24 protein-coding genes are annotated in these 25,788 nt (G+C 45.3%); 15 read left to right on the forward strand and 9 right to left on the reverse strand.

The features are described 5' to 3' along the window. The first annotated feature begins 88 nt into the window (after nt 1-88). Nucleotides 89-1,099: a class 1 fructose-bisphosphatase gene (gene fbp / locus OCV12_RS14310; RefSeq protein ID WP_017633404.1), complete on the forward strand. Its 1,011-nt coding sequence runs from the start codon at nt 89-91 to the stop codon at nt 1,097-1,099. An 88-nt stretch (nt 1,100-1,187) separates the two neighbouring features. On the opposite strand, the gene OCV12_RS14315 is transcribed toward fbp, so the two are convergent. From OCV12_RS14315 to tamA, 4 genes are all read right to left on the reverse strand, one after another. Further along, nucleotides 1,188-1,544, reverse strand: a complete 357-nt coding sequence (locus OCV12_RS14315) for a DUF2799 domain-containing protein (protein ID WP_017633399.1) — start codon at nt 1,542-1,544, stop codon at nt 1,188-1,190. Between the two features lie 81 nt (nt 1,545-1,625). Next, complete coding sequence (locus OCV12_RS14320; protein WP_261884928.1) at nt 1,626-1,982, reverse strand: gamma-glutamylcyclotransferase family protein; 357 nt, start codon at nt 1,980-1,982, stop codon at nt 1,626-1,628. Nucleotides 1,983-2,069: 87 nt separating this feature from the next. Then, nucleotides 2,070-5,828 (reverse strand): autotransporter assembly complex protein TamB, encoded by a 3,759-nt coding sequence (tamB, locus tag OCV12_RS14325; RefSeq protein ID WP_261884929.1) that lies wholly within the window; start codon nt 5,826-5,828, stop codon nt 2,070-2,072. Next, nucleotides 5,825-7,537, reverse strand: coding sequence for an autotransporter assembly complex protein TamA (gene tamA, locus OCV12_RS14330; protein WP_261884930.1), 1,713 nt, complete (start codon nt 7,535-7,537; stop codon nt 5,825-5,827). The genes tamB and tamA overlap by 4 nt, the downstream gene beginning before the upstream one ends. Nucleotides 7,538-7,732: 195 nt before the next feature. On the opposite strand from tamA, the gene msrA reads away from it, so the two are divergent. Next, on the forward strand, nt 7,733-8,362 hold the full coding sequence (gene msrA / locus OCV12_RS14335) for a peptide-methionine (S)-S-oxide reductase MsrA (protein WP_261884931.1): 630 nt from the start codon (nt 7,733-7,735) through the stop codon (nt 8,360-8,362). A 108-nt stretch (nt 8,363-8,470) separates the two neighbouring features. Here msrA and OCV12_RS14340 read toward each other — a convergent pair whose 3' ends face one another. Continuing rightward, nucleotides 8,471-8,671, reverse strand: a complete 201-nt coding sequence (locus OCV12_RS14340; protein ID WP_017632273.1) for a DUF1107 family protein — start codon at nt 8,669-8,671, stop codon at nt 8,471-8,473. A 252-nt stretch (nt 8,672-8,923) separates the two neighbouring features. Between OCV12_RS14340 and OCV12_RS14345 the strand changes: the two genes are divergently transcribed. From OCV12_RS14345 to OCV12_RS14375, 7 genes are all read left to right on the forward strand, one after another. Further along, nucleotides 8,924-9,475: a YtfJ family protein gene (locus OCV12_RS14345; RefSeq protein ID WP_239849226.1), complete on the forward strand. Its 552-nt coding sequence runs from the start codon at nt 8,924-8,926 to the stop codon at nt 9,473-9,475. A gap of 90 nt (nt 9,476-9,565) precedes the next feature. Further along, nucleotides 9,566-9,856: a DUF2607 family protein gene (locus OCV12_RS14350; protein ID WP_176680494.1), complete on the forward strand. Its 291-nt coding sequence runs from the start codon at nt 9,566-9,568 to the stop codon at nt 9,854-9,856. Nucleotides 9,857-9,898: 42 nt separating this feature from the next. Next, nucleotides 9,899-10,660, forward strand: a complete 762-nt coding sequence (gene zrgA, locus OCV12_RS14355; protein WP_261884932.1) for a zinc uptake protein ZrgA — start codon at nt 9,899-9,901, stop codon at nt 10,658-10,660. 140 nt (nt 10,661-10,800) lie between these two features. Beyond that, on the forward strand, nt 10,801-11,517 hold the full coding sequence (locus tag OCV12_RS14360) for an ABC transporter ATP-binding protein (RefSeq protein WP_017632268.1): 717 nt from the start codon (nt 10,801-10,803) through the stop codon (nt 11,515-11,517). Continuing rightward, a complete protein-coding gene (locus OCV12_RS14365) occupies nt 11,514-12,773 on the forward strand; it encodes an ABC transporter permease (RefSeq protein WP_261884933.1) in 1,260 nt (419 codons plus the stop codon). The genes OCV12_RS14360 and OCV12_RS14365 overlap by 4 nt, the downstream gene beginning before the upstream one ends. Nucleotides 12,774-12,787: 14 nt before the next feature. Then, complete coding sequence (locus tag OCV12_RS14370) at nt 12,788-13,303, forward strand: DUF3299 domain-containing protein (protein WP_261884934.1); 516 nt, start codon at nt 12,788-12,790, stop codon at nt 13,301-13,303. 431 nt (nt 13,304-13,734) lie between these two features. Further along, entirely contained in the window at nt 13,735-14,643 is a 909-nt protein-coding gene (locus tag OCV12_RS14375) for a TIGR03899 family protein (RefSeq protein ID WP_261884935.1), read from the forward strand. 152 nt (nt 14,644-14,795) lie between these two features. On the opposite strand, the gene cysC is transcribed toward OCV12_RS14375, so the two are convergent. The 4 genes from cysC to cysD all read right to left on the reverse strand — a co-directional run bounded on the left by cysC (nt 14,796) and on the right by cysD (nt 19,587). Continuing rightward, nucleotides 14,796-15,416, reverse strand: coding sequence for an adenylyl-sulfate kinase (gene cysC / locus OCV12_RS14380; RefSeq protein ID WP_261884936.1), 621 nt, complete (start codon nt 15,414-15,416; stop codon nt 14,796-14,798). A 24-nt stretch (nt 15,417-15,440) separates the two neighbouring features. Beyond that, nucleotides 15,441-17,165, reverse strand: a complete 1,725-nt coding sequence (locus tag OCV12_RS14385; RefSeq protein ID WP_017632263.1) for an SLC13 family permease — start codon at nt 17,163-17,165, stop codon at nt 15,441-15,443. Nucleotides 17,166-17,229: 64 nt separating this feature from the next. Beyond that, nucleotides 17,230-18,660, reverse strand: a complete 1,431-nt coding sequence (cysN, locus tag OCV12_RS14390; RefSeq protein ID WP_261884937.1) for a sulfate adenylyltransferase subunit CysN — start codon at nt 18,658-18,660, stop codon at nt 17,230-17,232. Between the two features lie 18 nt (nt 18,661-18,678). Next, nucleotides 18,679-19,587: a sulfate adenylyltransferase subunit CysD gene (cysD, locus tag OCV12_RS14395; protein ID WP_017632955.1), complete on the reverse strand. Its 909-nt coding sequence runs from the start codon at nt 19,585-19,587 to the stop codon at nt 18,679-18,681. A 450-nt stretch (nt 19,588-20,037) separates the two neighbouring features. Between cysD and OCV12_RS14400 the strand changes: the two genes are divergently transcribed. The 6 genes from OCV12_RS14400 (at nt 20,038) to OCV12_RS14425 (ending at nt 25,781) form a co-directional block, all read left to right on the forward strand. Beyond that, nucleotides 20,038-22,014 (forward strand): bifunctional 2',3'-cyclic-nucleotide 2'-phosphodiesterase/3'-nucleotidase, encoded by a 1,977-nt coding sequence (locus OCV12_RS14400; protein ID WP_210450334.1) that lies wholly within the window; start codon nt 20,038-20,040, stop codon nt 22,012-22,014. Between the two features lie 285 nt (nt 22,015-22,299). Then, nucleotides 22,300-22,887, forward strand: a complete 588-nt coding sequence (locus tag OCV12_RS14405) for a DedA family protein (protein ID WP_261884938.1) — start codon at nt 22,300-22,302, stop codon at nt 22,885-22,887. Beyond that, on the forward strand, nt 22,884-24,017 hold the full coding sequence (locus OCV12_RS14410) for an ATP-grasp domain-containing protein (RefSeq protein ID WP_261884939.1): 1,134 nt from the start codon (nt 22,884-22,886) through the stop codon (nt 24,015-24,017). The genes OCV12_RS14405 and OCV12_RS14410 overlap by 4 nt, the downstream gene beginning before the upstream one ends. Before the next feature lie 19 nt (nt 24,018-24,036). Next, nucleotides 24,037-24,579 carry a DinB family protein gene (locus OCV12_RS14415; protein ID WP_261884940.1) on the forward strand — a complete coding sequence of 181 codons (543 nt, stop codon included), beginning with the start codon at nt 24,037-24,039 and terminating at the stop codon, nt 24,577-24,579. 2 nt (nt 24,580-24,581) lie between these two features. Then, nucleotides 24,582-25,331: an NRDE family protein gene (locus OCV12_RS14420; RefSeq protein ID WP_261884941.1), complete on the forward strand. Its 750-nt coding sequence runs from the start codon at nt 24,582-24,584 to the stop codon at nt 25,329-25,331. A 12-nt stretch (nt 25,332-25,343) separates the two neighbouring features. Continuing rightward, a complete protein-coding gene (locus OCV12_RS14425; RefSeq protein ID WP_123322759.1) occupies nt 25,344-25,781 on the forward strand; it encodes a YHS domain-containing (seleno)protein in 438 nt (145 codons plus the stop codon). Nucleotides 25,782-25,788 lie beyond the last annotated feature (7 nt).

The following is a 25,788-nucleotide window of genomic DNA, read 5'->3' on the forward strand; positions in this document are numbered from 1 at the left end:
AGCGTCTAGATGAATAAAGCCCACTCAAGAGGCCGAATCTACAGTGCTCAAATCCCCCCTAATATTGAGAGAAGTTTAAGGAAATAACATGTCTGAGATGCGCACCCTTGGTGAGTTCATTGTTGAGAAACAGAGTGACTTCCCCCATGCAAGCGGTGATCTATCATCCCTTTTGTCGTCTATTCGACTTGCTGCAAAAATTGTTAACCGTGAGATCAACAAGGCTGGCCTAGTCGACATCACTGGCGCTGTTGGTACAGACAACGTGCAAGGTGAAGAACAGCAAAAGCTAGACCTTTACGCGAACGACAAATTTAAAGCGGCTCTAGAAGCTCGTGACCAAGTTTGTGGTGTAGCAAGTGAAGAGGAAGACGAAGCAGTCGCGTTCAACAAAGAGCTCAACAAAAACGCAAAATACGTTGTTCTGATGGATCCACTTGATGGTTCTTCAAACATCGATGTGAATGTATCTGTTGGTACAATTTTCTCTATCTACCGTCGTGTGTCTCCTATTGGAACGCCACCGACACAAGAAGATTTCTTACAGCCAGGACACAAGCAAGTAGCCGCGGGTTACGTGATTTACGGTTCTTCAACCATGCTTGTTTACACAACAGGTGCTGGCGTAAACGGCTTCACCTACGACCCATCACTGGGTACCTTCTGTCTATCTCATGAAAACATGATGATTCCAGATGAAGGCAAGATTTACTCAATCAACGAAGGCAACTACATCCGCTTCCCTACGGGTGTGAAAAAGTACATCAAGTACTGCCAAGAGAATGAGCCAAGCGACAACCGTCCTTACACATCACGTTACATCGGTTCTCTAGTATCAGATTTCCACCGTAACCTGCTGAAAGGCGGCATCTACTTGTACCCAAGCACACAAAGCCACCCACAAGGTAAACTGCGTCTGCTTTACGAATGCAACCCAATTGCTTTCCTTATGGAACAAGCAGGTGGTATCGCTTCAGACGGTGCTCAACGTATCATGGACATCAAACCAACTGAGCTGCACCAACGTGTACCTTTCTTTGTTGGTTCAACAAACATGGTTCGTAAAGTAGAAGAGTTCCTTGAGTTGAACCCAGAGTAATCCTCTCACTTCATTCTCAAATTAACACCATTAAAAAAGCCAGCATCTACATGCTGGCTTTTTATTATTCAATTAACGGTTCGTTCGATTATCGAATATCAAACTTCGATTCTGCGCCTCTTTCATAGTTGAAGCGGAACCATTTGTCGACGTCGTCACAAATCCCAAGGTAAGTCTCACCACGGCGCCCTAGCGCTCTCGGGTTTTGAGAACAATACTGAGTTTTACCCACTTCATAGCCTTGGCCATAAGCGGCATATAAGTCTGCATCAATTGATGGTGAAGACGCGGCTTCAGCCAAACTTGCTTCAGTCTGTTTGGTTTTTCCTTTTAGCGCCATTTCTTCGCCAAAGCTCTGCCAATCGGTTGTGTTCATTGACGTTGGTGGCGGAGTTTGCGCACAACCAAATAACATTACTGATAGCACCAATAATAGATATTTCATAATTTCCTCCTGATGGAAAAGACTAGCCTGTACATTGAGACTTTTAGCTATTACGTCAGAATGCTTCCAGTAGTTCATTCACTATAGCGGGTTGCTCCGCTTACACCAGTTACCCGAAAGTATTTCTTTATTAGCTGTTAGATCAAGCTGATACAAATATACCCATGCTAATCCAAATATAGTCTCTATTTGCTCGCGACGATACTCAACAGGTACATCTTCTAGCCGATCGAGCGACTCCAAAATTTCGTCGTTAATGATATAGACCTCGCCAGCGATACTTTTCTTTCCAGAAATCATCGCCGGATAAGCACCTAAATCAAAAAGGGCAAACGACTCTGGTGTATCGAAGCGCCCCAACAACTCACCATTCTGCAAATAGTGGTGATTGGATTGACCTTGTCTCAAAGTGCCATAGACGAACACAAGATGCTGCATAAACCCTCCATAAGCCGTTCATCTCGGCAATTCGATGAACGGCTAAAATACTCTCTGTCCAACGGCTCTATTCGGAATCAAACTGTTCTACTCGAACTCAAACTGATAGAGGAGGTCTACCGCACTGTCTAAGCCCGATACGGCTTCAACGTAGAGATCCTGCATCAATCGGTAACGAACGGTAAACTCACCCAACGAGTTAAAGATACCCACACCATACTTCACCTGTAAGCCTGGCAGAATGTAACCACTTACCGTTACTTGTGAGTCATCACCAGAACCTGCTGTATCCAGTTGTAGATCTTGTACACCAAATGCTTCGCCGATTTCGCCAACGACCTTACCGCTCTTCGCTAAGCTCAAACCAATTAAGGTCGTTGTCATCGAACCGTTCGACTCGCCATCAATATCTTGACCACGCAAGATATAAGACAGCGCGTTGGCTTGCGGCATCGCAGGGTCAGAATAAATCTCAATCGTCGGCTCTGTCGCTGGGCCTGTCACTCGAATACCTGCGGTCACGTCATCCTGAGTATTGTCAGGGTTACGTATCGCATTGATCGCTACGTATGGCTGATCCGGTGGACCATTCATTAGAATCTTACCTTCTTCGATCAACAGGTCTTGTCCGAATGATTGATAAGTACCATCGACGATGTTGACCTCACCGGTGATAAATGGGCCTTGGTCTTTTTGAGCGACATTAAGCTTACCCACCAGCTCACCTTCAAGGCCGAAAGCAGACAGTTTAAAGTCATCGCCAATAGAGATATTAATATTGGTCATCACATTGAATGGAATCGTGTCTTCGTTCTCTGGCTCAAGATCTTTATTCAAGATCACTTGATCAGAGGAGACGCCGACCGCTGACGGTGGTAAGTCTTCGACGACAATGCGCCCCCATGGCAATGCGATATCACCCGTGATTTTTGCAAGCTCAGGCGTAACATCAATGGTCATATCAGGAACCACCTTGACCTTGACCATAGGCGGTATATCAACCATCAACTCATCAGCAAACACTCTCACATTCGAGTGCCATGCTTGAAGATCCTGCCAGTCCCCTGAGCCCTCAATATCAAGGTGACCATCAGGCGTTTCGACATTGGCATCCAGCTTCGCGCTATAACCATCAAAATCTAAGTCAATACGGCCATCTTTAACATCTACAGGCGTAACATCACCTTTTACTTGAATGCCATCAACAGAGAACTGACCAAAGACTTGAGGATGCATCAAAGAGCCTTTTACCTGTAGGTCACTCTCAAGATCGGCCTTCAACAGACTGTATTCGCCAAGGATAGGTTGTAAGAAATCCAAATGGAAGGTTGTCAGCTTGATTGCCGCATCGACCATTTTGTCTTCTGCGAGAATATCCGGTAACGACACCGTGCCAGACAGGTCACCATTATCGGAAACATTGAGCTTAAAGTCGGCGTTCAGTTGGTTATCTTTCAACTGTGCATTCAATGCAACGCTTTCCCAGCCGAGCGTGATTGGTTCGCCAACTTGTTGAACAACCTGACCTTTGGGCATATCGACGCTTACCGTCACTTCTGGTTCACCTTGTTCCGACCATTTGGCATGAGCGGTCGCATTCACTAAACCCTGCAGTTGCGTCTCTTTAGGTACAAAGGCTTTAACTTGTTCGAAGTCGAATTGGTTTATCGCGAGCTTAGCCTCACCTGATTTCCCGGCTCGAATATCTTCATCCAGACACACGCTCGAACCCGACTGCTTCCAACAGTGTGCTTGAACATCGGCATACTGCTTATCGACATCCGCCTTAATCGCGACAGGTTGGTCTAGTACCCAAGGTCCCTGCTGAGTGGTGATTTTGACTCTGTCTAACGAGCCATCCCAAATCAGAGAAGGTTTCTGAATTAACTGACCAGAAATCGCCAAACTTGTCGACACAATGTCGGATATTACATCAAGTGTTACGGTATGCTTCTTCTCACCGCCATTCACCGTTAAATCAATGCTATCAACGCTCTGATCTTGGTAGGTTAAGTTCTTCGCTTTTAATACAAGGTCAGCTTGAGCTTCCGGTAATGGCAGTGGAACTACAGAGCCATTAAGTGATAACGACTCAAGTGTTGCCTCGCTATTCCAATCAATCTTATCGACATTTAAAGCTAGGTCGACTTCAGGTTCGTTCGTTGGGCCGCTAAGTTGGATGTTACCAATCACTCTGCCTTTCAACTCAGGAACACTTCGTGCGAGATCAGGGAAGAAGATATCAACGCCCATGTCCCATTGTTTATCAAGCTCACCCAGCGCCTTAATCGAGTTCACCCCGTGAGCCAAGCTCAAGCCGCTGGTTTTCAGTTTAGGTTCACCACTCGCGCTGCGATCCGACGCTGACAACTGGCCTTCGATATCCAGAGGGTATTCTCTCAAGATCCCTTCAATATCCAACTTAGGCAGCTCAATTGCCCAACCGCCCGCTTCGGTCAACTCACCAGAAGTAACGATGCTGCCGCTAATGTTACCTTCAGCTTCTGGCCATTGCAGACCTGGCTGAATATCCTTCAACGTCACATCGGCTTGCCAGTTAACAAGCTTCTTCCAGTTCGCTTTAACCACACCATTGAGTTCACCACCCAGCGTGTTCAGTTTTAAGCGCTCAAGTTCAATCTGTTCTGTGGTGCCCTTTCCCTCTAGGTCTATGGTTAAGGCCGGTATCTCCTTACCATCCGCTTCACCTTTAAGCTGCACATTAAAGCCATCTAATGAGCCGTCGGCTTTGAATTTTTCAATTGCAGCTTGGTAATCACTTTTACCTGAAAGAGGCCATTGCGCTTGACCATCTTCTAAAAGAAGGTCAAATGGCAGAGTCGGCTCTAAAGGTTGAAGTTCTCCAGAGAGCTTTGCTTCTATCAAGTCAGAAAACTGCGAATCGAGCTGTAGCTTAGCCACGCTGCCTTGTGCTTTCAGTGATAACTTCTGACCCGCAAGATCGGTTTCTTTCACTAATGCATCTAAAGAAAGATCTAATTGGTAGCCATCTTTGAGCTCAATCTTCGTCGCTACGTTCGCGTTCGCCTGCGGCATATCGAGCTCAAGTGTTGAAACGTCCACTTTATGCCCACCTGCTTGAGCTTCAAGTCCAAGGTGGTTCACCACAATCGGAGTTTCTTGTTCTAAAGTGAAACGATTTAGATCAAAACGCTCCAGCACAACCTGTAACGGAATCCAGACCTCAGGCAACTCAATTGCTGTTTTCACCGCAGGCTCTGGCTCAACTACTTCTGGTTTTGGATCTTCAGTTAATTCAGCAATTTTAACTTTCAGATCATTAAATAGGGTTGGCGATACCGTCAGCTTTTCACCCTGCATACTCAAAGCCGTTGAAAACAAACCCCATTCAATCTCATGGCCCAAGATATTCAGTTTGATATCAGACAAAGCGATGCGATTGATCACGATTGGTAGCGGTGTTTTCACCGATGTCACTGGCGGAGTCGGTTCAGTTTCTTCTTCAGAAGCTGGAGGTAATTCCGTAAATGCGAAGTCCAAACCTTGAATCGCTAAGCGGTCGACACACAACTTAGGGTCGAGTAAACAGCGAGGATTAATAGCCAAGTTCAGCTTTTGAACCTTGGTATCGATATGCAGGCTGTCATCTTTAAACTGAACGTTATTAAGCGTAAAACTTGGGAACAGAGCCCCTTGGGTGCTCTCCACTTTCAGTTGTGGCAAGGCTTTTTCAGCGCCCCATAGCACTGTGTTCAACCCTGGGTTAGTGAACAACACAAAACCGAGCAGGGCTATCAACAACAGCAAGATAGACGTCAATGAAATCGACGTCCACTTAATGCATTTGCCCATCACTTTGATCATAATTCTGGCCCTAAACTAAAGTGCAGTTGGAACTCATCGCCTTTCTCCGCATCTAGACCCCAAGCAAAATCTAAACTCACAGGACCAACAGGCGATGCCCAGCGAACCCCGACGCCAGTACCCCGTTTCCATTCTGGCTTATCATTAAATGCATCACCAATATCGTAGAAAGCTGCGCCCCACCAATTTCCAACTAAGCGGTATTGGTATTCAAATGAGCTGGTAGCAAGGAATTTTGCACCTGTTAATGCGTCACTTTCATCACGAGGAGAGATGGATTCATAACCATAACCACGAATGCTGTTATCACCACCGGCAAAGAACCTCAACGAGGGTGACAGCTTCTCAAATTCATCGGCAAAGTTACCGCCGAATTGAAGTCGAGTTAAGCCTCGATGATTGTTACCAATACTTCGGATCCAGGCCGTTTGCCCTTGGAAACGCACCACCTTAGTTTCAGACAACAAGGTGTCATCACCCGCTTCAATCATGACGGTTTGCTTATCGCCCCACATAGGCATCGAACCACCACGAGTTCGAGTTCGTGAGAAAGAGATGCCCGGCAATACGAATTGCGCCAAGTCATCTTGCAAACCTTGCTCATAGTTCTCGACCAAGTATCGAATGAACACAGTACGTTGCCAGCCATTATCCAAGCGCCAATATCTTTCTAAGGCTAAGTTCGACTCCAAACTTTTGGTATCACGGTTGTCTAGATTCTTCATTCCGTACTTAATTTGATAATAGTCATTAAGCACGTCGTCCAACGGGATTTTGTAGGCTGCGGTAATCGTCTGTTCTGGTTTGGAGATCGACAAGCTGCTATTGAAGCTATGGCCTTGAGCGTTAACCCAAGGCTTCTTCCATTTGAGTGTACCTTTAACGCCAAGGTCGGTTGATACACCGATACCCGTTTCGATTTGGTTACGCGCTTGCGGAGCCAGGCTCACCTTCATCGGAATTTCACGGCCTTCACCGAGCTGGCTTAAATCAGGTTCTACAAACACCGAAGAGAACCAATCCGTATTAGACAGATTTTGGTTGTACTCACCGACTTTGGTAATGGAGTAAGGTTCGCCATCTTCAAAGGGTTTAAGCGATTGCACTCTATCGTCTTCGATTTGGCTGCCCGTAACCTGTGTGGTGCCAAAGTGATAACGGATACCACTGTTATAATGAAGGCGCACATAAGCACGGTTTAATTCAGGGGCAACTTCGAGTTTGCTGACCTCATACGAACCATCAAAATAGCCTTTCGCTAATCCAAGGTTACGTATCGACGATTTCAAGGAATCATAGTTACCGTGATTCAGGATTGAACCTTTAGACAGGTTACTCTTAGCGATCAACGCCAGAAAGTCGGGATCGTCTTCAGCTTCCCCACTCAGCACAATATCTGAAGTGTAAATAAGAACAGGCTCTCCCTGCTCAACCGTAACAGTTAATTCAGTGTCGTCTTCAGAGTGAGTGAAAGTGATCGTCGGTTGGTAGTAGCCTAACGCATTCAACGCTTCTTTTATCATAGATTCCACGCGAGATTGGAACCTTAAAGAAACTGCATACTCTTCTTCAGGGACTGCACTCAGATAAGCATCAACATTATCCTCAAGCGCTCCATCTAGCCCTTTAATCTCAAGGGAAACGTCAGCGAAAGCGAGCGTCGATGACAGTAGAGTGCCAATCAGAACTGGTAAAGTTTTTCTTATCATGTTTAATTGGTGAAGAAGTTATCAATACGTTAATAAGTGAAAAGAAATAATACCGCTAAAAAGGCATTGAGTCTGTAATAAATCTGGTAATAACGCGGTCTAATTTAAAGACTTAATCAATATAAACCAACAGTTAATATGAACCTACAGTTCATAAAAGCCAACGCGGTAAACGTATGCGAAAAGGAATATAACATGCTAAACAAACAACAACTGGTTTCTGCAGCAACCGCATTACCGGGAAATGCTGACCCAATCCAAATTACTGAGCGCCACTTCGTCAATCAAACTGACTTACTCGATGCTCCTACAGGTTCCCAACAAGAAGTCCTGCTTGGTATGGGATGCTTCTGGGGAGCTGAGCGTTTGTTTTGGCAATTAGATGGCGTGATTTCAACATCCGCTGGCTACGCGGGCGGATACACAGTCAACCCAACTTATGAGCAAGTGTGTACTGGGCAAACGGGCCACACTGAAGTCGTTCGTGTCATATTCGATAGCGAACAGACCTCTTTAGCGCGAATACTAGAGACTTTCTGGGAACGTCATGACCCGACTCAAGGCATGCGCCAAGGCAACGATTTGGGAACTCAATACCGCTCCGCTATCTACACTTTCAGCGAAGAGCAACAGTCTATTGCCGAGCACTCTAAGCAAGAGTATCAAAGAGCAATGACTGAATCTTTAGGCAACGAGATCACGACGGAAGTTCTACCTGCGGGAAAATATTTTTTTGCTGAAACCTACCACCAGCAATACCTAGCTAAAAACCCTAACGGTTACTGCGGACTAGGTGGAACAGGGGTTTGCTTCCCGCCACAATAGAAGGCATTTAGGCATCCTATTTCAAACGATATCCATTAAAAAGGGCTTCCATTGGAAGCCCTTTTCGTTGTTAATCTATTTGAAGCAAGACCAATCAATAAAGCTCAGTTACATCGGCAGAGCAGCAATCGTGCCGTTCACTTCTTTAAAAATAGTAAGCTTTTGTTTGTCAGACACTTCAGGAAGAAGCACCTTGCCGTGGTCGAAGCGAAACTCTCCAACACCTTCGATGGCAAACTGGCCCTTGAACAGGACTTTAACGAAACGCGCCACCTGATGTGGGCGGTAAGTAGAAAATTTTCTTAACATAATACAACCTCAATTCCATTTGAGTACTACAGTCACGCACCTGAACACCACCGCATTCAAAGCACATTTAATCGCTAATTCCTTTAGTAAACAGCAAGATAATCTATTGTTCATCTTGATACTGATGCATTATACCTTTTGATAACAAGCCCGCAACTTATTTCTACATCGTACGATAAAAAAGTTAAAGAGGCATTTTTTAAATTTCATATTATACTTCCAATGCAAACCAATAAGCGGAACAAAAATATAATGAAAAACAAAACTCTACTGGCTTTTCTAGCCGCAGCCTCTCCACTCTTCGCCAATGCTCACAATCTATCTGTAGGATCAACTCTGCCTGCTGTCGATGTTAGCAACTATGGTGAAATCGTTCTAAACGACGGCAATACCGGATATCAAGCATGGGCAACCAGCAATCTCCTAGGTAAAGTTCGCGTCGTTCAAGCTATCGCTGGTCGTAGCAGCTCTAAAGAGCTCAACGCACCATTGATGGCAGCCATAACAGCATCGAAGTTCTCAGAAGACAGCTACCAAACCACCACCATCATCAACCAAGATGATGCTATCTGGGGTACGGGTTCTTTTGTTAAATCGTCAGCAGAAAGCAGCAAAGAAGAATTTCCATGGTCTTCTATGGTGTTAGACGAAGATGGCAGCGTTGCTTCATCTTGGGCTCTGAAAGAAGAGAGCTCAGCGATTATCGTTCAGGACAAACAAGGAAAAATCTTGTTTGTTAAAGAAGGTGCGCTTAACGAATCAGAGGTCACGCAAGTCATTGAATTGATTAAAGCGAGTCTTTAATCAGATATTCACCTCTTTTTCGAGACCTTATCAAAGGATATTGTTATATTGTAACAGTATCCTTTTTTAATTCTGTGGTTAATCATCCTCATGTGGCAAGACACACCCAACAATGTGAAACGCAAAACAGGCTTCTTGCTTGGGCTGATGCTCATGCTAAGCGTGTTAGCCGCAACACACATGGTGGACATTGACCCGGAGCACCATACCTCGCATCACTGTGAGCTGTTTTCGATAAATCAGTTCATTACTGCACACTCGCTGCCACAAGTTCCAGAGTTTCATTCAGAGTTTACTGCCGTTATCACAGAGTCAGTAACCTCACTACAGCGCCTCTATTTCGCCTATCTAGCGCGCTCTCCTCCTGTCAAAAACACTTAATTACCACTACTTTTTAATTAACCTTTATTCAGGAAACAAAACATGAAACCTTCTATTTTAGCCGTTGTTATCGGCATGACTGTCTCTACTAATGTTCTAGCAAACGAAGAATTCCGCTCTCATGGTGCGCACGTACATGGTCAAGTTGAAGTAAACATCGCTCAAGATGGACAAGAACTGCTTGTTGAAGTAACTGCGCCAGGTGCCGATGTGGTTGGCTTTGAACATGCTCCAGAAACCGCTGAGCAAAAGAAAGTGTTTGAGCAAGCTATCGCACAACTGAACAAGCCAGACGAACTGTTTAGCTTTAACAATGCGAGCTGTACTCTGAAATTTAAATCAGTGTCTAACACGCTAGAAGACGATCATGATGATCATGAAGGCCATGACCACGCTGAACACGGTCATGATGACCACGAAGGCCATGACCACGCTGAGCACGATCATGACGACCACAAAGACCATGACCATGCTGAGCACGATCATGACGACCACGAAGGCCATGACCATGCTGAACATGATCATGATGACCACAAAGACCATGACCACGCTGAACACGATCATGACGACCACGAAGGTCACGATCACCACGACCATGAAGGCCATGATCACTCAGAAGGTGGCCACGGTGAGTTCACTGTTGAATACCACTATGAATGTTCAGATGTTGCTAAGCTAGACACAGTTAGCACTCAGTGGTTCTCTAAGTTCAGCAACACTGAAAAAATGACGGTGAACCTACTAACAGACACAGCTCAAGTGCAAGAAGTACTTAACGCAGAGCGTATTAGTTTCCGATTCTAATCACTCCTAGATCGGATTAAACGTAAATAAGCAGCCAAGTAAGTACCTACTTACTTGGCTGTTCAAATCGGTGTGCTCTAGGGAATTTATGCTGCTAATTGCTGTCCAGTAGATACACCGCTTTAATTATTGGAGCTCGCATGTCTTCTGACAGTTCATCACTTGTGGTCAAACTCGAAAATATTAGCTTTCGTTGGAAGCCAGAATTACCGCCAACGCTAGAGATCCCTTCTCTGCACATCCAAGCTCAAGAGCACCTTTTCATAAAAGGGCCAAGTGGTTGTGGCAAATCTACATTGCTGGGCCTGCTGACCGGAATCAACCAAGCCGAGCAAGGTGAAGTCTCTATCTTAGGCCAAGACCTGACTCAGCTTACACCTCGTCAAAGAGACAAATTCAGAGCCGACCATATAGGTTATATCTTCCAACAATTTAACCTGCTTCCTTACCTATCAGTAATCGACAACGTGACGCTTCCTTGCCAGTTCTCAACTATTCGCAAGCAACAAGTCACAGAAAGTAAGAACAGCCTGCAAGCCACTGCTCAAGATTTATTGTTACGACTAAAGCTACCTCAAGCCCTAATGGATAAACCTGTTACTGAGCTGAGTATTGGCCAACAACAACGTGTCGCCGCAGCTCGTGCCCTAATCGGCCAACCTAAAATTATCATTGCAGATGAACCAACATCTGCATTGGATCATGACAACCGAGAAGCCTTTATCGAACTGTTGCTAGAACAAGCCAATCAAGCAGGTTCTACTCTTATCTTTGTGAGTCACGATCCAACACTCGAAAAATTGTTCACTCGAACCATAGATTTAAAAACCGTTAACCAAGCTAAGGTTGTCGTATGAAAGTAATTACTCACTTAGCCTTAAAAAGCGTACTCAATCGTAAAGCCACTGCTATTCTGACTATTCTTACCGTGGCGGTGTCTGTCATTCTATTGCTCGGTGTAGAGCGCGTGAGAACCGAAGCCAAGAGCAGTTTTGCCAATACCATTTCAGGTACTGACCTTATCGTCGGTGGCCGTTCTGGCCAGGTAAACCTTCTGCTCTACTCTGTATTTCGAATCGGTAATGCGACCAATAATATCGACTGGAAAAGCTATCAAGAATTTAGCCAACATAACGCAGTAAAGTGGGCGATCCCTATCTCACTGGGCGACTCTCACAAAGGCTTCCGCGTGATGGGTACCAACCATAGCTACTTTGAAAACTATCGCTATGGAAGTAAGCAATTACTTACTTTCCAGCAAGGCAAAGAGTTTAATGAGCTATTTGATGTGGTGATTGGTGCCGATGTCGCGAAAAAATTGGATTACACGATCGGTGACCAGATCATTCTTGCACACGGTATCAGTGATGTGGCGTTCAGCCGTCACGATAACCTGCCCTTCAAGATTGTTGGAATACTAGCACCAACCGGAACGCCGGTAGATAAAACCGTACACGTATCATTAGAAGCAATCGAAGCGATTCACGTGGGTTGGGAGTCGGGTGCAAACCTAGGTCACACGCCAGATGCAGAAACCTTGAAGACCTACGATTTCCAACCTCAGCAAATCACAGCGATGATGCTTGGGCTGAACTCGAAGATTCAAACCTTTGCACTGCAAAGAGAAATCAATAACTACCGTCAAGAACCGTTGAGCGCAATTATGCCGGGCATTGCTCTGCATGAGTTATGGGGCATGATGGCCGTGGCAGAACAAGCATTGCTGATTGTTTCAGGGTTTGTTGTGGTCGCCGGTTTACTGGGCATGCTGAGTAGCCTACTAACGAGCTTGCAAGAAAGACGTCGCGAGATGGCTATCCTGCGTGCGATGGGGGCAAGACCTCGTCATGTGTTTGGTCTATTGATTAGTGAAGCCAGTGCCCTGACCTTCTTAGGCATCACATTGGGCGTTGCCGTGTTGTTTGCTCTGATCGCAGTAGTTGCTCCTATTGTGCAACAAAGTTATGGTATCAACATATCGATATCCGCAATCACACCGCATGAGTGGAAACTGCTTATGTTGGTACAAGTTGCCGGAATCATTATCGGCTTTATTCCCGCTTTCAGGGCTTACCGTCAGTCATTATCTGATGGCATGACTATTCGAATCTAAAATAGGAACCTACGATGCAACGCAAATTCCTACTGATGCTTGGGCTACTTATGTTCCCATTTATCAGCACAGCTCACGCTGACACCACTCAGAATGAGGAATCGGTATTAACACTCGAATGGATTGATTTAATTCCAGAATCAGAGCGCGCTCAATTAGATTCGTTTGGTATGCCAATGGTAGACCACAACAGCATGGAAAAACCTCAGCAATCGACACTTGGCGCTGTTCGCCCTGAGTTAAACGGCAGCAAGGTTAAGATCCCGGGCTTTGTGATTCCATTGGAAGGCGATGAGAACATGATCACTGAGTTTCTGTTGGTGCCGTACTTTGGCGCATGTATCCACGTGCCACCACCGCCACCAAACCAAATTATCTACGTGAAATTCCCACAAGGTGCACCCATTCAGCAGCTATGGGATGTGATCTATTTGGTCGGTACACTGAAAACAGAATCGATCAGTCACGATTTAGCTCAGACTGGTTATCTTATTGAAGGTACTGCGATAGAAGAATATGACGACATGTAGTCATTAGAAGGGTGGCTCAAGGATGAGCTGCCGTCACTGAATAAAAGATATTATTCAATAACAGTTTAATAACGATATTGTTTGACTAGATTACGCGATGTAATTAGATAAATAAGCTAGAACAGCTACGTAAGTAGCGAGTAATAACCCTATGCTAAGCTGCTTCTTCAGCTTGTTATCATTGACTTGATTCATAACTCCTCCTTGAGAATTACAACAAATTTAACATTTTATTATCATTAGCAAAAGTAAAATTTTGTTGAAGTCTTCAACTCTGCACGCAAAATCTAGCCACCAATCAGATAAAGAGTTACATTTTAGACAGTTATATCAATCACAGTATGTAAGAGTTCGGAAATGGCGTTTCAACTAGCTAGGGCGAGCAATGAATAACTACGATTGGTATTAAGTCACATCCTAACGGTACTCTTATGTCAGAAACCAAACAGCCAGTGATCATTGAGCATGCTAGCGACACACAGCACAAGCATGAGAAAAAGCCTCATATTGCCGACAGTGCCAGTCGAATGCTGCACATTGCCCAAAGCTTCGGTTTAGATTCCTTAATCAATCATAATGAGAAAGCGAACGATAAAGCCGCTAGCACACTGATTGAGAGAGCGTTATTGCGAGAGAAGAAACGCAAGGAATTACGCCAAAAGAATTTAGAGCAGATCCTGAAACTGGCACACTCTTCATGTAAAGATGAAGCGGCTGGAGACCCAGATCAGGACTGGCTGTACCGCTTTTTCGATATGGCACAAGAGATCCACAATACCTCGATGCAAAGACTATGGGCTCAGGTGTTGAAAAGAGAAGTCACCAATCCGGGATCGACCTCGATGAAGGCACTGCAAATCTTAAAAGACATGACACCAAAGGAAGCACTGACTTTACAAAGAGCGGCTTCATTGGGCTGTAGTTTTGGTAGTGATAACAGCAAAAAGCTATTACTTGGTTTTAAATCTCACGCAGGGCTGTTCAGCTTTGGTAAAAGAGACACCACCAACACCATCAACCTTGGTGGGCATAACCTGCCCTACTCTAGCCTGCTTCATTTAATTGAGCTTGGGATTATCCTTGGTACAGAGTTAGAGTCTGGTGAGATTGATTTCGACCCAGCACTGCAACTGACCTATCAAGGTAAGAGCATGTCACTGGCGCCGATATCCAAAGGGGTGAAGTTGGTTTACTACCGCTTCAGTCCAACAGGCAACGAACTGTGTACCTTACTTGGCAACAAACCCAACATGCAGTATTACGACCAATTGATTGCACTGTTGAGCCAAAAATTCACGGTGCAGACAGAAGTGAAAAGCAGTGTGAACTACACCGTCTAGATAATAGAGTCTAGGAAATAGACGGTGTAAAAAGTGAAGAGTATTGAGAATCTAGAAGATAGGTTTCTTGTCTCGGTAAACCAAGGCTGTGCTATTCATCCGTTGGCAATAAACAGATAAATAGCTGAGCAGCCTTAGTCATACCAACGATCTCAATTGGCTAAAATATTACGCTTCTCTAAAGCATCAATACACAGTTCGACCAACTCATCGAGCGTCTTCTCACCCGCAGGTAGATCTATCTCTGGATTATGTGGCGCCTCGTAAGCTGAGCTAATACCCGTGAAGTTCGGGATTTCTCCAGCACGTGCTTTCTTATACAAACCTTTAGGATCACGCTGTTCGCACACCTCTAATGGCGTATTCACAAACACCTCAAGAAACTCACCTTCCGGCAGTAAATCGCGTACTAACTGTCTTTCCGCTTGGTGGGGAGAAATAAACGCTGACAACACGATCAAGCCCGCATCCGCCATCAACTTAGCGAGTTCACCAATACGACGAATATTCTCTCTACGGTCTTGCTCAGAAAAACCAAGGTCGCTACATAAGCCATGACGCACATTATCACCATCCAATAAGTAAGTATGGTAACCAAGCTGTGCCAAGCGATTTTCTAATGCTCCTGCGACTGTCGACTTCCCAGAACCAGACAACCCCGTGAACCAGAGCACGGCTGGTTTTTGTGATTTCAGATTAGAGCGAAATGCTTTATCAATCGAGTGTTGATGCCACACAACATTCTCATCTTTTGGATTGAGTACTGCGGTCATAATTAGTCCTTTAAATAAACAGCATTAAAATGGGAAAAAGTAAGGAATTAGGGTCAGCACCAAGCCCGAGTAAACAATCGAGATTGGGATACCGATACGTAGATAATCCGTGAGGTGGTAATTACCGACACTATAAACAAGTAAGTTGGTTTGGTAGCCGTATGGCGAAATGAAGCTAGCACTCGCACCAAACAAAACCGCCATGATGAACGGCATTGGGTCAACGCCATAACCTACTGCCATGCTGTAGCCGATAGGAAATGACAGCGCTGCAGCCGCATTATTAGTAACCAGTTCAGTCAACACCAAGGTCATGAAATAGGTCGCGACTAATGCCCCGAACACACCCCAACCATTAAAGGCTTCCATGAACATCAACCCCATACGCTCAGACAAACCCGATGAAATCATCAGTTGAGCAATAGACAGGGCTGAACCAACAATCACCACAATATCAACCGGAAAACGGCGGCGAAGTTCACCAAGCTGCACCACACCAAATGCCACCAGCAATAGTAAAAAGCCTGCGAGCCCCTTGATAATTGGCACAACATCAACAAGCGCTAAACCAATCACGCTAGCAAAACCCAATAACACTAAGGTCGATTTGTCAGCATCAAGCTTGGCACTTGAGTCCAAGTCATTCATCAACACGAACTCTTTATTATGTTGTTGGCGCTGCTCTTCAAAACGTTTACCGGGTACCAAAATCAAGGTGTCACCAGCAGTAAGTGTGATATTTCCAAGACCACCCTCAAGGCGCTCATGACCACGACGAATAGCGACCACAACGGCATCAAAACGGTCTCTAAACTGACTGGTTTTCAAGGTTTTATTACAGAAGCTTGCCGATGAACTCACCACCACTTCAACAAAGCTCTGACCGTTCAAATGGTGCTGACCAAACAGGGTTAAGCCTTGGATTTCTTGCAGTGTTGCAACACTCTCTACATCACCACAAAACAACAGTCGGTCACGAGCTTGCAGTATAAAGTCAGGGTCAATCGATGCGGTTGTTTTACCGTCGCGAATCACTTCCGCTAAGAAAAGTTTTCTCAAGGCTCTTAGGTTGTTCTCACTAACACTGCGGCCAACTAACGGTGAACCGGGCTCAACTCTGGCTTCTAAAAAGTAAGGCAAATCGTCTTGAGAGCCATCATCATAGCTTGGTAGAAAATAACTAAGAGGAATAAGGATCAACACACCGCCGACCAAAACCGCTAAACCGATCAAGGTGGGTGTGAAAAAGTTTAAGCTCGGCAGTCCAGCATCTTCAACAAAGCTATTGATGATCAAGTTGGTTGAAGTGCCGATCAATGTCAGTGTTCCACCAAGAATGGCTGCGTATGACAAAGGTATAAGTAACTTAGATGGCGCGTGCTGTTGGTTACGTTTGATCGCCCCGATCAAAGAGACAACTACTGCCGTATTATTAGTAAAAGAAGAAAGTAGCGCTGTGGAAATACCCAACTTCGCAACCACTGTGCCTAGCCTACCTTCAGAGATATTGCGGCTTACCCAGCTGATTAAGCGAGTTTTCTCCAACGCACTTGATGCGAGGATCAAAAGAATTAAAGTCAGTAACGAGGAGTTAGTGAAGTTATTGGCTAGGCTCGACAGATCGATCATGCCGCCCATGAAAGCAATGAACGCCGCGCCAGCAAAGATAAAGCTTGGCTTAATACGGGTAACGAGCAGGCAAGTAATGATGCCGAGCAAAATCGCTAATACAAATCCTTGTTGCCACATATACCCGTCCTTTATGGCGGAAACGGTCGGTTTCCGCCTGATTCAATAAGCTGTTACTTGGTCGTTATGACTTCAGTAACTGGCTTAAATCTTTGGCATCCCAATGAGGGAAGTGTTTGCGAACCAATGCGTTGAACTCAAGTTCAAATGCAGAGAAGTTACCCACTTGCTGTTCAACAGAGTCCAAACGGTCTCGAATCAAACCCGCGCCAACCGTTACGTTAGTTAGACGGTCGATCACGATGAAGCCACCGGTATCGGCACTTTCACGGTATTTATCCAGCGCGACAGTCTCGTTCAATGACCATTCACACAAACCAATACCATTCAGTGGCAACTCATCAACGGCGTGAGTCGACAGGTTGTTGATGTCGTACTGGTGACGAACGGTTTCAACCTGACCGACGGTTTTCTTGCCTGCAATCTTGATGTCGTAAGCTTTGCCCGGTTGCAGTGGTTGCTCTGTCATCCACACGATGTCAGCCAATACATGGTTAGTCGATTCAATCTGAGCGTTTTCCAACACAATCAAATCACCACGGCTGATGTCGATCTCATCTTCAAGGGTCAGTGTTACCGCCAAGCCCGCTTGCGCAGATTCCAAATCACCATCAAAGGTCACGATGCGTGTAACCTTAGACGTTTTGCCTGATGGCAGCGCTTTGATTTCATCACCAACACTGACACGGCCAGAAGCGACTGTGCCTGCAAAGCCACGGAAATCTAGATTAGGACGATTCACATACTGCACTGGGAAACGGAATTCACCCGCAGAACGCTTTTGATCAATGTCAACGTTCTCTAACACTTCCAGTAGAGACGGACCTTCGAACCATGCTAGCTCTTTACTTGGTGCAGCAACGTTGATGCCTTCAAGCGCCGAAACTGGCAAGATCTGAATGTTAGTTTCGCCTTCTAGGTTTTCAGCAAATTCTAGGTATTCATCACGAATCTCTTCAAAACGATCTTGTGAATATTCCACGAGATCCATCTTGTTGACTGCAACGATGAAATGCTTCAAACCAAGCAGGTTAGAAATAAACGAGTGACGACGCGTTTGATCCAGAACGCCCTTACGAGCATCAATCAAGATCACAGCCAGATCACACGTTGAAGCGCCTGTTGCCATGTTGCGCGTGTACTGCTCATGCCCTGGGGTATCAGCAATAATAAATTTACGTTTTTGCGTCGAGAAGTAGCGGTAAGCTACGTCGATCGTGATGCCTTGCTCACGTTCAGCCTGCAAGCCATCAACAAGCAGTGCCAAGTCAGGCTTCTCACCTGTCGTACCCACTCGTTGGCTATCCGAGTGAACTGCTGCTAGCTGATCTTCATAAATCTGTTTTGTATCATGGAGTAAGCGACCGATTAACGTACTTTTACCGTCATCTACTGAGCCACAAGTTAAAAATCTAAGCATAGATTTATGCTGATGCTGACTTAGATAACCTTCAATCCCTAGTTCAGCCAATTCGGCTTCTACTGCACTATTCATTTTTCTTTCCTTAGATTCTTAGAAATAACCTTGGCGCTTTTTCAGCTCCATTGAGCCAGACTGATCATGGTCAATCGCTCGACCTTGACGCTCACTAGACGTCGCCACCAGCATCTCTTCAATAATGCCTGTTAGCGTATTCGCCTCAGATTCAACCGCTCCGGTTAGTGGGTAACAGCCTAAAGTACGAAAACGAACGCTTTTCTCTTCAATCACTTCACCTTCTTGCAGCTCCATACGATCATCATCAACCATGATAAGCATGCCATCACGCTCTACAACTGGGCGCTTATCTGAAAGGTAAAGTGGAACAATATCGATGCTCTCTAAGTAGATGTATTGCCAAATATCCAGCTCAGTCCAGTTTGATAGAGGGAATACACGGATGCTTTCGCCCTTGTTAACCTGACCGTTATAAGTGTGCCAAAGCTCTGGACGCTGGTTCTTTGGATCCCACGTGTGGTTCTTATCACGGAAAGAGTAAACACGCTCTTTCGCTCGAGATTTCTCTTCATCACGACGTGCGCCACCGAAGGCTGCGTCGAACCCATACTTGTTTAACGCCTGCTTAAGGCCCTGAGTTTTCATGATGTCGGTGTGCTTAGAAGAACCGTGCACAAATGGGCTACAACCCATAGCTAGACCTTCAGGGTTCTTATGTACCAAAAGGTCAAAACCATACTTCTTGGCTGTGCGGTCACGGAACTCAATCATCTCGCGGAATTTCCAATCCGTATCAACGTGTAGCAGCGGGAATGGAATCTTGCCTGGGTAAAACGCTTTGCGAGCTAAATGAAGCATCACAGAAGAATCTTTACCGATGGAGTACATCATTACTGGGTTATCAAACTCAGCCGCTACTTCACGGATAATATGAATACTTTCCGCTTCTAGCTGTTTTAGGTGGGTTAAACGTTCTTGGTCCATTTCAGTGCTTCCTTTAAGGCTCGCGTTACGAGCAATTCATTACTTGGTCTTACCAAGCAAGGGATTTAACTCATCCACTTAAGTGAATGGGAGTATTGGCACTAGAAGAAAACAGAAGCTTCGTTTTGAGCTATCCTTGCTATTCATCTGCCTGATACGTCCTTGATATAGGCATTATGACGAGCCTCTCATATTACTGGAAATTCTAAAATTTCATTTTTTATTCGAAAAGCTGATAAGGGATTAAATTTATAGATAAGCAGGTGAAATGAATGGAGTAATCTTATCGATTTCAATTGTGCATTGATTGAGCAGGTTTGGGAGGCATCTTGCAGAACACCATAAAGTAATCGATCTAAGTCACGAATTAACATTCGTTGTAATCATTGTTTCATTCCATTTTGTTACATTACGCAACGAATTTTCTACTATCCACTTTGGAGCTACAAAATGAAAGTTGCAATGAAACCTTTATCATTGGCTGTACTTGCAGGTCTTGGTCTGACTCTAGCAGGCTGCACAACAACACCAGATACCGATGAAGTGATTAAACTGCGTGTCGTAGAGACAACGGACATCCATACCAACCTAATGGATTACGACTACTACAAAGACAAGCCATCGAAAAAAATCGGCTTAGCACGTACTGCAACTTTAGTAAAAGAAGCTCAAAACGAAGTAACAAACAGCGTATTAGTTGATAACGGTGACTTGCTGCAAGGTAGCCCAATGGGTGACTACATGGCAGACAAAGGCATCGTTGCAGGTGAAGTTCACCCGGCATACAAAGCAATGAACCAACTAAGCTACGATGCAGCAAACATCGGTAACCACGAATTCAACTACGGTCTTGAGTTCCTAGAAGAGTCTATCAACGACGCTGATTTCCCATACATCAGTGCTAATGTTTACGACGCAGAAACGAAAGAACATTACTTCACGCCTTACATCATCAAGACGCACACGTTTGAAGATACAGCAGGCGTAGAGCATGAGATCAAAGTGGGTTACATCGGTTTCGTTCCACCACAAATCATGACGTGGGATAAGAAGAACCTTGAAGGTAAAGTTACTGCTCGCGACATCATTGAAACGGCGAACGAGTTAGTGCCTCAAATGAAGGCTGAAGGTGCAGACGTTATCGTTGCAATCCCTCACTCTGGCGTATCTCAAGACCCATACAAAGCGGGCGAAGAAAACTCTACGCTTTACCTTTCTGAAGTAGAAGGCATTGATGCTATCGCATTCGGTCACTCTCACGCGGTATTCCCAGGTAAAGGCTTCGACAATATCCAAGGCGTTGACAACGAAAACGGCACCATGAACGGTGTTGCGGCAGTCATGCCAGGTCGTTGGGGTAGCCACGTAGGTGTTATGGACCTAACACTTGCACAAAAAGACGGTAAGTGGGAAGTGGTTAAAGGCCAATCTGAAGCACGCCCTATCTACGACAAGATCGAGAAGAAGTCGCTTGCTGAAGCTGATGAAGGCATCGTAACAGCACTAGAAAAAGACCACGCAGGTACTCGTGAGTTTGTTAACCAACCAATTGGTAAAGCAGACGATGTGATGTACAGCTTCCTGTCTCTAGTACAAGACGATCCAACAGTGCAGATTGTTAACCTTGCACAGAAAGATTACGTTGAGCAATTCATCCAAGGTGACCCAGACCTAGATGGTACTCCAGTACTTTCAGCAGCTGCACCATTCAAAGCGGGCGGCCGTAAGAATGACCCAGCGAACTTCACTGAAGTAGAATCTGGTCAACTGACATTCCGTAACGCAGCTGACCTGTACCTTTACCCGAACACGCTAGTTGCGATGAAGGTAACGGGTCACGAAGTAAAAGAGTGGCTTGAGTGTTCTGCTGGTCAATTCAACCAGATCGACGTGAACTCAACAGCACCACAGCAGCTGATCGAGTGGGATAACTTCCGTACTTACAACTTCGATGTTATCGACGGTGTGGATTACCAAATCGACGTAACTCAACCTGCAAAATACGATGCAAACTGTAAAGTGGTTAACCCTGACTCACAGCGCATTGTTGGTCTAACTTACCAAGGTAAGCCAATCGACATGAAGCAAGACTTCCTGATCGCGACCAACAACTACCGTGCATACAGTGCTAAGTTCCCAGGTACAGGTGAAGACTTCATCGCATTTGATGCACCAGATGAGAACCGCACTGTACTTGCAAACTACATCTCTCGCGTAAGCAAAGAGCAAGGTCAAGTGAGCCCAACGGCTGACAACAACTGGTCATTCGCACCAATCAAAACGGATAAAAAGCTAGATATCCGCTTTGAAACATCACCAAGTGAGAAAGCAGCACAGTTCATCAAAGAGAAGGGTCAATACCCAATGAAACGTGTTGCGACTGACGATGTTGGTTTCGGCGTTTACCAAATTGACCTAACTAAATAGATTACTCTAGTAATCAATAGTTAACCTTCTAAAAGGCTGAGTTTAACGACTCAGCCTTTTTCTTTTCTTATCTCAATTCAGAGTCTAAAGCCTTAACTTTCGAACCTTAAACACCTGCTCAATCTTTGTCTAAATCGCACATCTCAAATCATCTATTGAATCCAATCAACGTAAAAAAGCAGCAATTCGCTGTAAGTTTTTCAGAGCTCCTCCTGTCTATTTAATTTACTACACTCAATGAATGGCCAATAAGCCATTCATCTATAGGTTAGATAAGGACATTTGATGGGCACCGTCGAGAGCATTCAAGCATGGTTAAATTCAGGGGAGGAGTCGTTGCTATGGCTGATGCTTGGCATTATCGCGCTTTCTTACCTGCTTGAAGATCTGGCCATCGTTACGGCCGCTGGTTTAGCGACTCAAGGGCTCATCCCACCTCAATATGCGTTACTTGCGATCTTTATCGGTATTGCCACAGGTGATCTTGGCCTTTATTACCTTGGGAAATCAGGCCGTTATTTCAGAGGCGTTCGTTACAAAGCCCTCACTAACCGATACTTTCGATCGCTTCGCACCAAATTACGTCAAAACGCATTCAGCAGTCTTTTTGTCATCCGCTTTATACCGGGCCTTCGTACCGTTGGTTTTACCTTAAGTGGTTTTTTCGCCATACCACTGCCTACTTTCTTGTTTGCCGTTATTAGCGCTACCGCAATCTGGACTGGCGTTGTCTTCTCTACCATCTACTATTTAGGGACATCAGCGTGGCTGCAAGCCTCTGAATATCAATGGATCATCATCCCGTGTGCCATCGCTTTGCTGCTAGTCGGCAATCGATTAATGAATAAAACCTACTCTAGAGGATTATCATGAGTTCACCGCAAGATATTCACATCATTCCAGCACATCGAATTAATGCAGGCATGCCCCTGCTTGAAAAAGATACCGTGCGCAGTGTCTCTCCTTACGAGTTTCTTCCGGCGTGGTTCTTCTACACTCCAGTCGTGATTCAAAGCCTGATGCAAGGGTTACGGCACTTTGATTGGGCGCTGCCGCTCATCGCCAACCCGAGCATCAAACTCAGTGGCATGGTCGGCGAATCGAAACACGAGATACTGAGCCTAGCCGGATCGTCGAGCAAGCGTTGGATCTCTCCATTTATCACTCTAACCAAAACCGATCTCAGCAGTAAGAAACAAGCTGAGGATGCGCGCAGTGCACTCATCCAGTCGGATCTTAATTTTCCTATTGTGGCGAAACCGGATCTTGGTTGCCGAGGTGTTGGGGTAAAGCTGATCAACAACCAAGATCAACTTGAGCAGTATGTTGAATCCTTCCCAAACAATGCTCGCTTTCTTCTGCAAGAAAAGGCGCCTTATCAAGCCGAGGCTGGCGTTTTCTATGTTCGTTACCCGAATAGTAAACAAGGCGAGATCATATCGATCACCCTCAAATATTCGCCAATGGTGACGGGCGATGGTAGCTCAACACTCAAACAGTTAATTGAAAATAGCCCGCGTGCTGGGCAGCTCAGTCACCTTTATCTACCAAGACATGAAGACAAGTTGGATCAAGTACTCGCAGAGGGCGAAGAGTTCCAACTTGCATTCGCAGGTAGCCATAGCCGTGGCTGTATCTTCCGAGACGGCAATCAATACATTACTCAGGCTTTAACCGAGCGTTTAGATGAGATATTCGACGACTTCGATGGCTTTCACTTTGGTCGACTCGATGTGAAATTTAAGGACATGCACAGCCTAATGAGAGGTGAGGATTTCACTATCCTTGAGGTTAATGGTGCAAGCAGTGAAGCTGGGCACATCTGGGATCGCAACACACCGCTGCGAGAGATATTTTCCACGCTACTTCTTCAATACCGCATTCTTTTTGATATTGGCGCTCAACAGAAACAGAGAGGCCACCAACCTCCTTCTTTTAAGAGCTTATTTAACGCGTGGCAAGAAGAGCGACGTCTTGTTCAGCAATATCCGACCACCGACTAACTTTGTACGAGGATCATGAATGAACCCCATAGCCCAACCGAGCGCCCTCACTTCTTTCTCTCCTAGTATCAAGGGAGCGGTAGAGATATTGAATCAGGGTTTAGAGTTTCTATTAGCGATTTCTGACAGCGACTACCTAACACGAGCGAAGCCGCACGTCACAAGCTCTATTGGTGAACACACTCGCCACACGCTCGATCTTTTTCATGCGCTGATTTTAAAAGAGAACGCGACCGTTGATTACAACACTCGTCGTCGTGGTCACCCAGTCGAATACGATCGCTCAATTGCAGTAAAAGAGATCCACTATGTGATCAACTGGCTTGAACGATTAGACCGCAACGATCTCGAAGCGCCTATCATGATCCAAACCGAGGTTTCGATGGATACTCAGGTGTTTGCAAGCCTACCTTCTACGCTAGAAAGAGAAGTGACTTTTGCGGCGCTGCATGCCAATCATCATTACGCGATGATCAAGGTGATCACCACCTTTCTAGACATTGAAACCTGTAACACCTTTGGTTATGCCCCAACCACCAGTAGCTATCTGAGGGAGCAATAATCATGTGTTCAGTATCTTGGCTACTTGAAGAAAATGGTTATCAGGTCTTTTTTAATCGTGATGAACAAAAGACCCGAGCATTGGCGATGCCACCGAAGCAATATCGAGTCAATGGTGTCGATATCATCATGCCACTTGACCCAACAGGCGGTGGTAGCTGGATAAGCATCAACGAATTCGGGCTTTCGCTATGCTTACTCAATAACTATCAAGGCATTGCTCCAGTCGGTCCTTTGGTCAGCCGTGGTTTGTTACTTAAAAACCTATCATCGAGTCGTAATATCAGTCAGCTCTCTGAGGCATTCCATAAGCTCGACCTGCACTCTTTTGCCCCGTTTACCTTACTGGCTTTTGCGCCGAACCTAACTCAACACAACGGTTTGGTGATTGCCTACATGTGGGATGGCATTCAACAGCAAATAGTGGAGACCGATTCACCACTGTTCTCATCCGGTGTTGATTTAGAGCGAGTGCAAGCCTACCGACAAGCTAAATACGACCAGTTGATGGCAACAGGCAAGAATCAACAGAACTTACTGCTGTTTCATTCTCACCATCACAGTGAACAGCCCCATTTAGCAACCTGTATGCATCGTGAAGATGCACACACAGTCAGCTTTACCCATTTACGTAATCTGCACGGTCAAGTCTCTATGTTTTATTCACCCGGCTCACCTTGCGAACCAATAAACCCATGCCAGATAAATCAGCAGCGCTTTACCTTCGATTTGTCACCCGCAATCAATCTATAGATGGAGTCCATCATGAGAAAACTAATCACCATGGTCATGCTACTTGTTAGCCCGTACGTATTTGCTGCCGATGAAATCTATACCGGCTTCTTTAGCAGTAAGGCACTCGATGGCTACGATACCGTGGCTTATTTCACATCTGGGAAGCCCGTTGAAGGGAGCAAGAAGTTCAGCACAGAGTACAAAGGCGCAGACTGGTATTTCTCTTCTGAAAAGAATCTGACTTTATTTGTTAATAATCCTGAAAAATATGCCCCTCAATATGGTGGTTATTGCGCATGGGCCGTTTCAGCCAAAAACGACTTCGCACCAGGTGATCCACAGTATTGGACCATAGTTGATGACAAACTTTATCTTAACTACGACCAAGAAATTCAAACCACTTGGGAGCAAGACCGTGCACAGCATATTCAACAAGCCGATAAAGCTTGGCCGCAGCTGATTAAGTAAGGGAATA

This window comes from Vibrio pomeroyi, assembly GCF_024347595.1.
GTDB classification, from domain to species: Bacteria; Pseudomonadota; Gammaproteobacteria; order Enterobacterales; family Vibrionaceae; genus Vibrio; species Vibrio pomeroyi.

Excerpts from the sequence above, each read along its gene's own strand:
- fbp (WP_017633404.1), top strand. The coding sequence starts at position 89 with ATGTCTGAGATGCGCACCCTTGGTGAGTTCATTGTTGAGAAACAGAGT.
- OCV12_RS14315 (WP_017633399.1), bottom strand. The coding sequence starts at position 1,544 with ATGAAATATCTATTATTGGTGCTATCAGTAATGTTATTTGGTTGTGCG.
- OCV12_RS14320 (WP_261884928.1), bottom strand. The coding sequence starts at position 1,982 with ATGCAGCATCTTGTGTTCGTCTATGGCACTTTGAGACAAGGTCAATCC.
- tamB (WP_261884929.1), bottom strand. The coding sequence starts at position 5,828 with ATGATCAAAGTGATGGGCAAATGCATTAAGTGGACGTCGATTTCATTG.
- tamA (WP_261884930.1), bottom strand. The coding sequence starts at position 7,537 with ATGATAAGAAAAACTTTACCAGTTCTGATTGGCACTCTACTGTCATCG.
- msrA (WP_261884931.1), top strand. The coding sequence starts at position 7,733 with ATGCTAAACAAACAACAACTGGTTTCTGCAGCAACCGCATTACCGGGA.
- OCV12_RS14340 (WP_017632273.1), bottom strand. The coding sequence starts at position 8,671 with ATGTTAAGAAAATTTTCTACTTACCGCCCACATCAGGTGGCGCGTTTC.
- OCV12_RS14345 (WP_239849226.1), top strand. The coding sequence starts at position 8,924 with ATGAAAAACAAAACTCTACTGGCTTTTCTAGCCGCAGCCTCTCCACTC.
- OCV12_RS14350 (WP_176680494.1), top strand. The coding sequence starts at position 9,566 with ATGTGGCAAGACACACCCAACAATGTGAAACGCAAAACAGGCTTCTTG.
- zrgA (WP_261884932.1), top strand. The coding sequence starts at position 9,899 with ATGAAACCTTCTATTTTAGCCGTTGTTATCGGCATGACTGTCTCTACT.
- OCV12_RS14360 (WP_017632268.1), top strand. The coding sequence starts at position 10,801 with ATGTCTTCTGACAGTTCATCACTTGTGGTCAAACTCGAAAATATTAGC.
- OCV12_RS14365 (WP_261884933.1), top strand. The coding sequence starts at position 11,514 with ATGAAAGTAATTACTCACTTAGCCTTAAAAAGCGTACTCAATCGTAAA.
- OCV12_RS14370 (WP_261884934.1), top strand. The coding sequence starts at position 12,788 with ATGCAACGCAAATTCCTACTGATGCTTGGGCTACTTATGTTCCCATTT.
- OCV12_RS14375 (WP_261884935.1), top strand. The coding sequence starts at position 13,735 with ATGTCAGAAACCAAACAGCCAGTGATCATTGAGCATGCTAGCGACACA.
- cysC (WP_261884936.1), bottom strand. The coding sequence starts at position 15,416 with ATGACCGCAGTACTCAATCCAAAAGATGAGAATGTTGTGTGGCATCAA.
- OCV12_RS14385 (WP_017632263.1), bottom strand. The coding sequence starts at position 17,165 with ATGTGGCAACAAGGATTTGTATTAGCGATTTTGCTCGGCATCATTACT.
- cysN (WP_261884937.1), bottom strand. The coding sequence starts at position 18,660 with ATGAATAGTGCAGTAGAAGCCGAATTGGCTGAACTAGGGATTGAAGGT.
- cysD (WP_017632955.1), bottom strand. The coding sequence starts at position 19,587 with ATGGACCAAGAACGTTTAACCCACCTAAAACAGCTAGAAGCGGAAAGT.
- OCV12_RS14400 (WP_210450334.1), top strand. The coding sequence starts at position 20,038 with ATGAAAGTTGCAATGAAACCTTTATCATTGGCTGTACTTGCAGGTCTT.
- OCV12_RS14405 (WP_261884938.1), top strand. The coding sequence starts at position 22,300 with ATGGGCACCGTCGAGAGCATTCAAGCATGGTTAAATTCAGGGGAGGAG.
- OCV12_RS14410 (WP_261884939.1), top strand. The coding sequence starts at position 22,884 with ATGAGTTCACCGCAAGATATTCACATCATTCCAGCACATCGAATTAAT.
- OCV12_RS14415 (WP_261884940.1), top strand. The coding sequence starts at position 24,037 with ATGAACCCCATAGCCCAACCGAGCGCCCTCACTTCTTTCTCTCCTAGT.
- OCV12_RS14420 (WP_261884941.1), top strand. The coding sequence starts at position 24,582 with ATGTGTTCAGTATCTTGGCTACTTGAAGAAAATGGTTATCAGGTCTTT.
- OCV12_RS14425 (WP_123322759.1), top strand. The coding sequence starts at position 25,344 with ATGAGAAAACTAATCACCATGGTCATGCTACTTGTTAGCCCGTACGTA.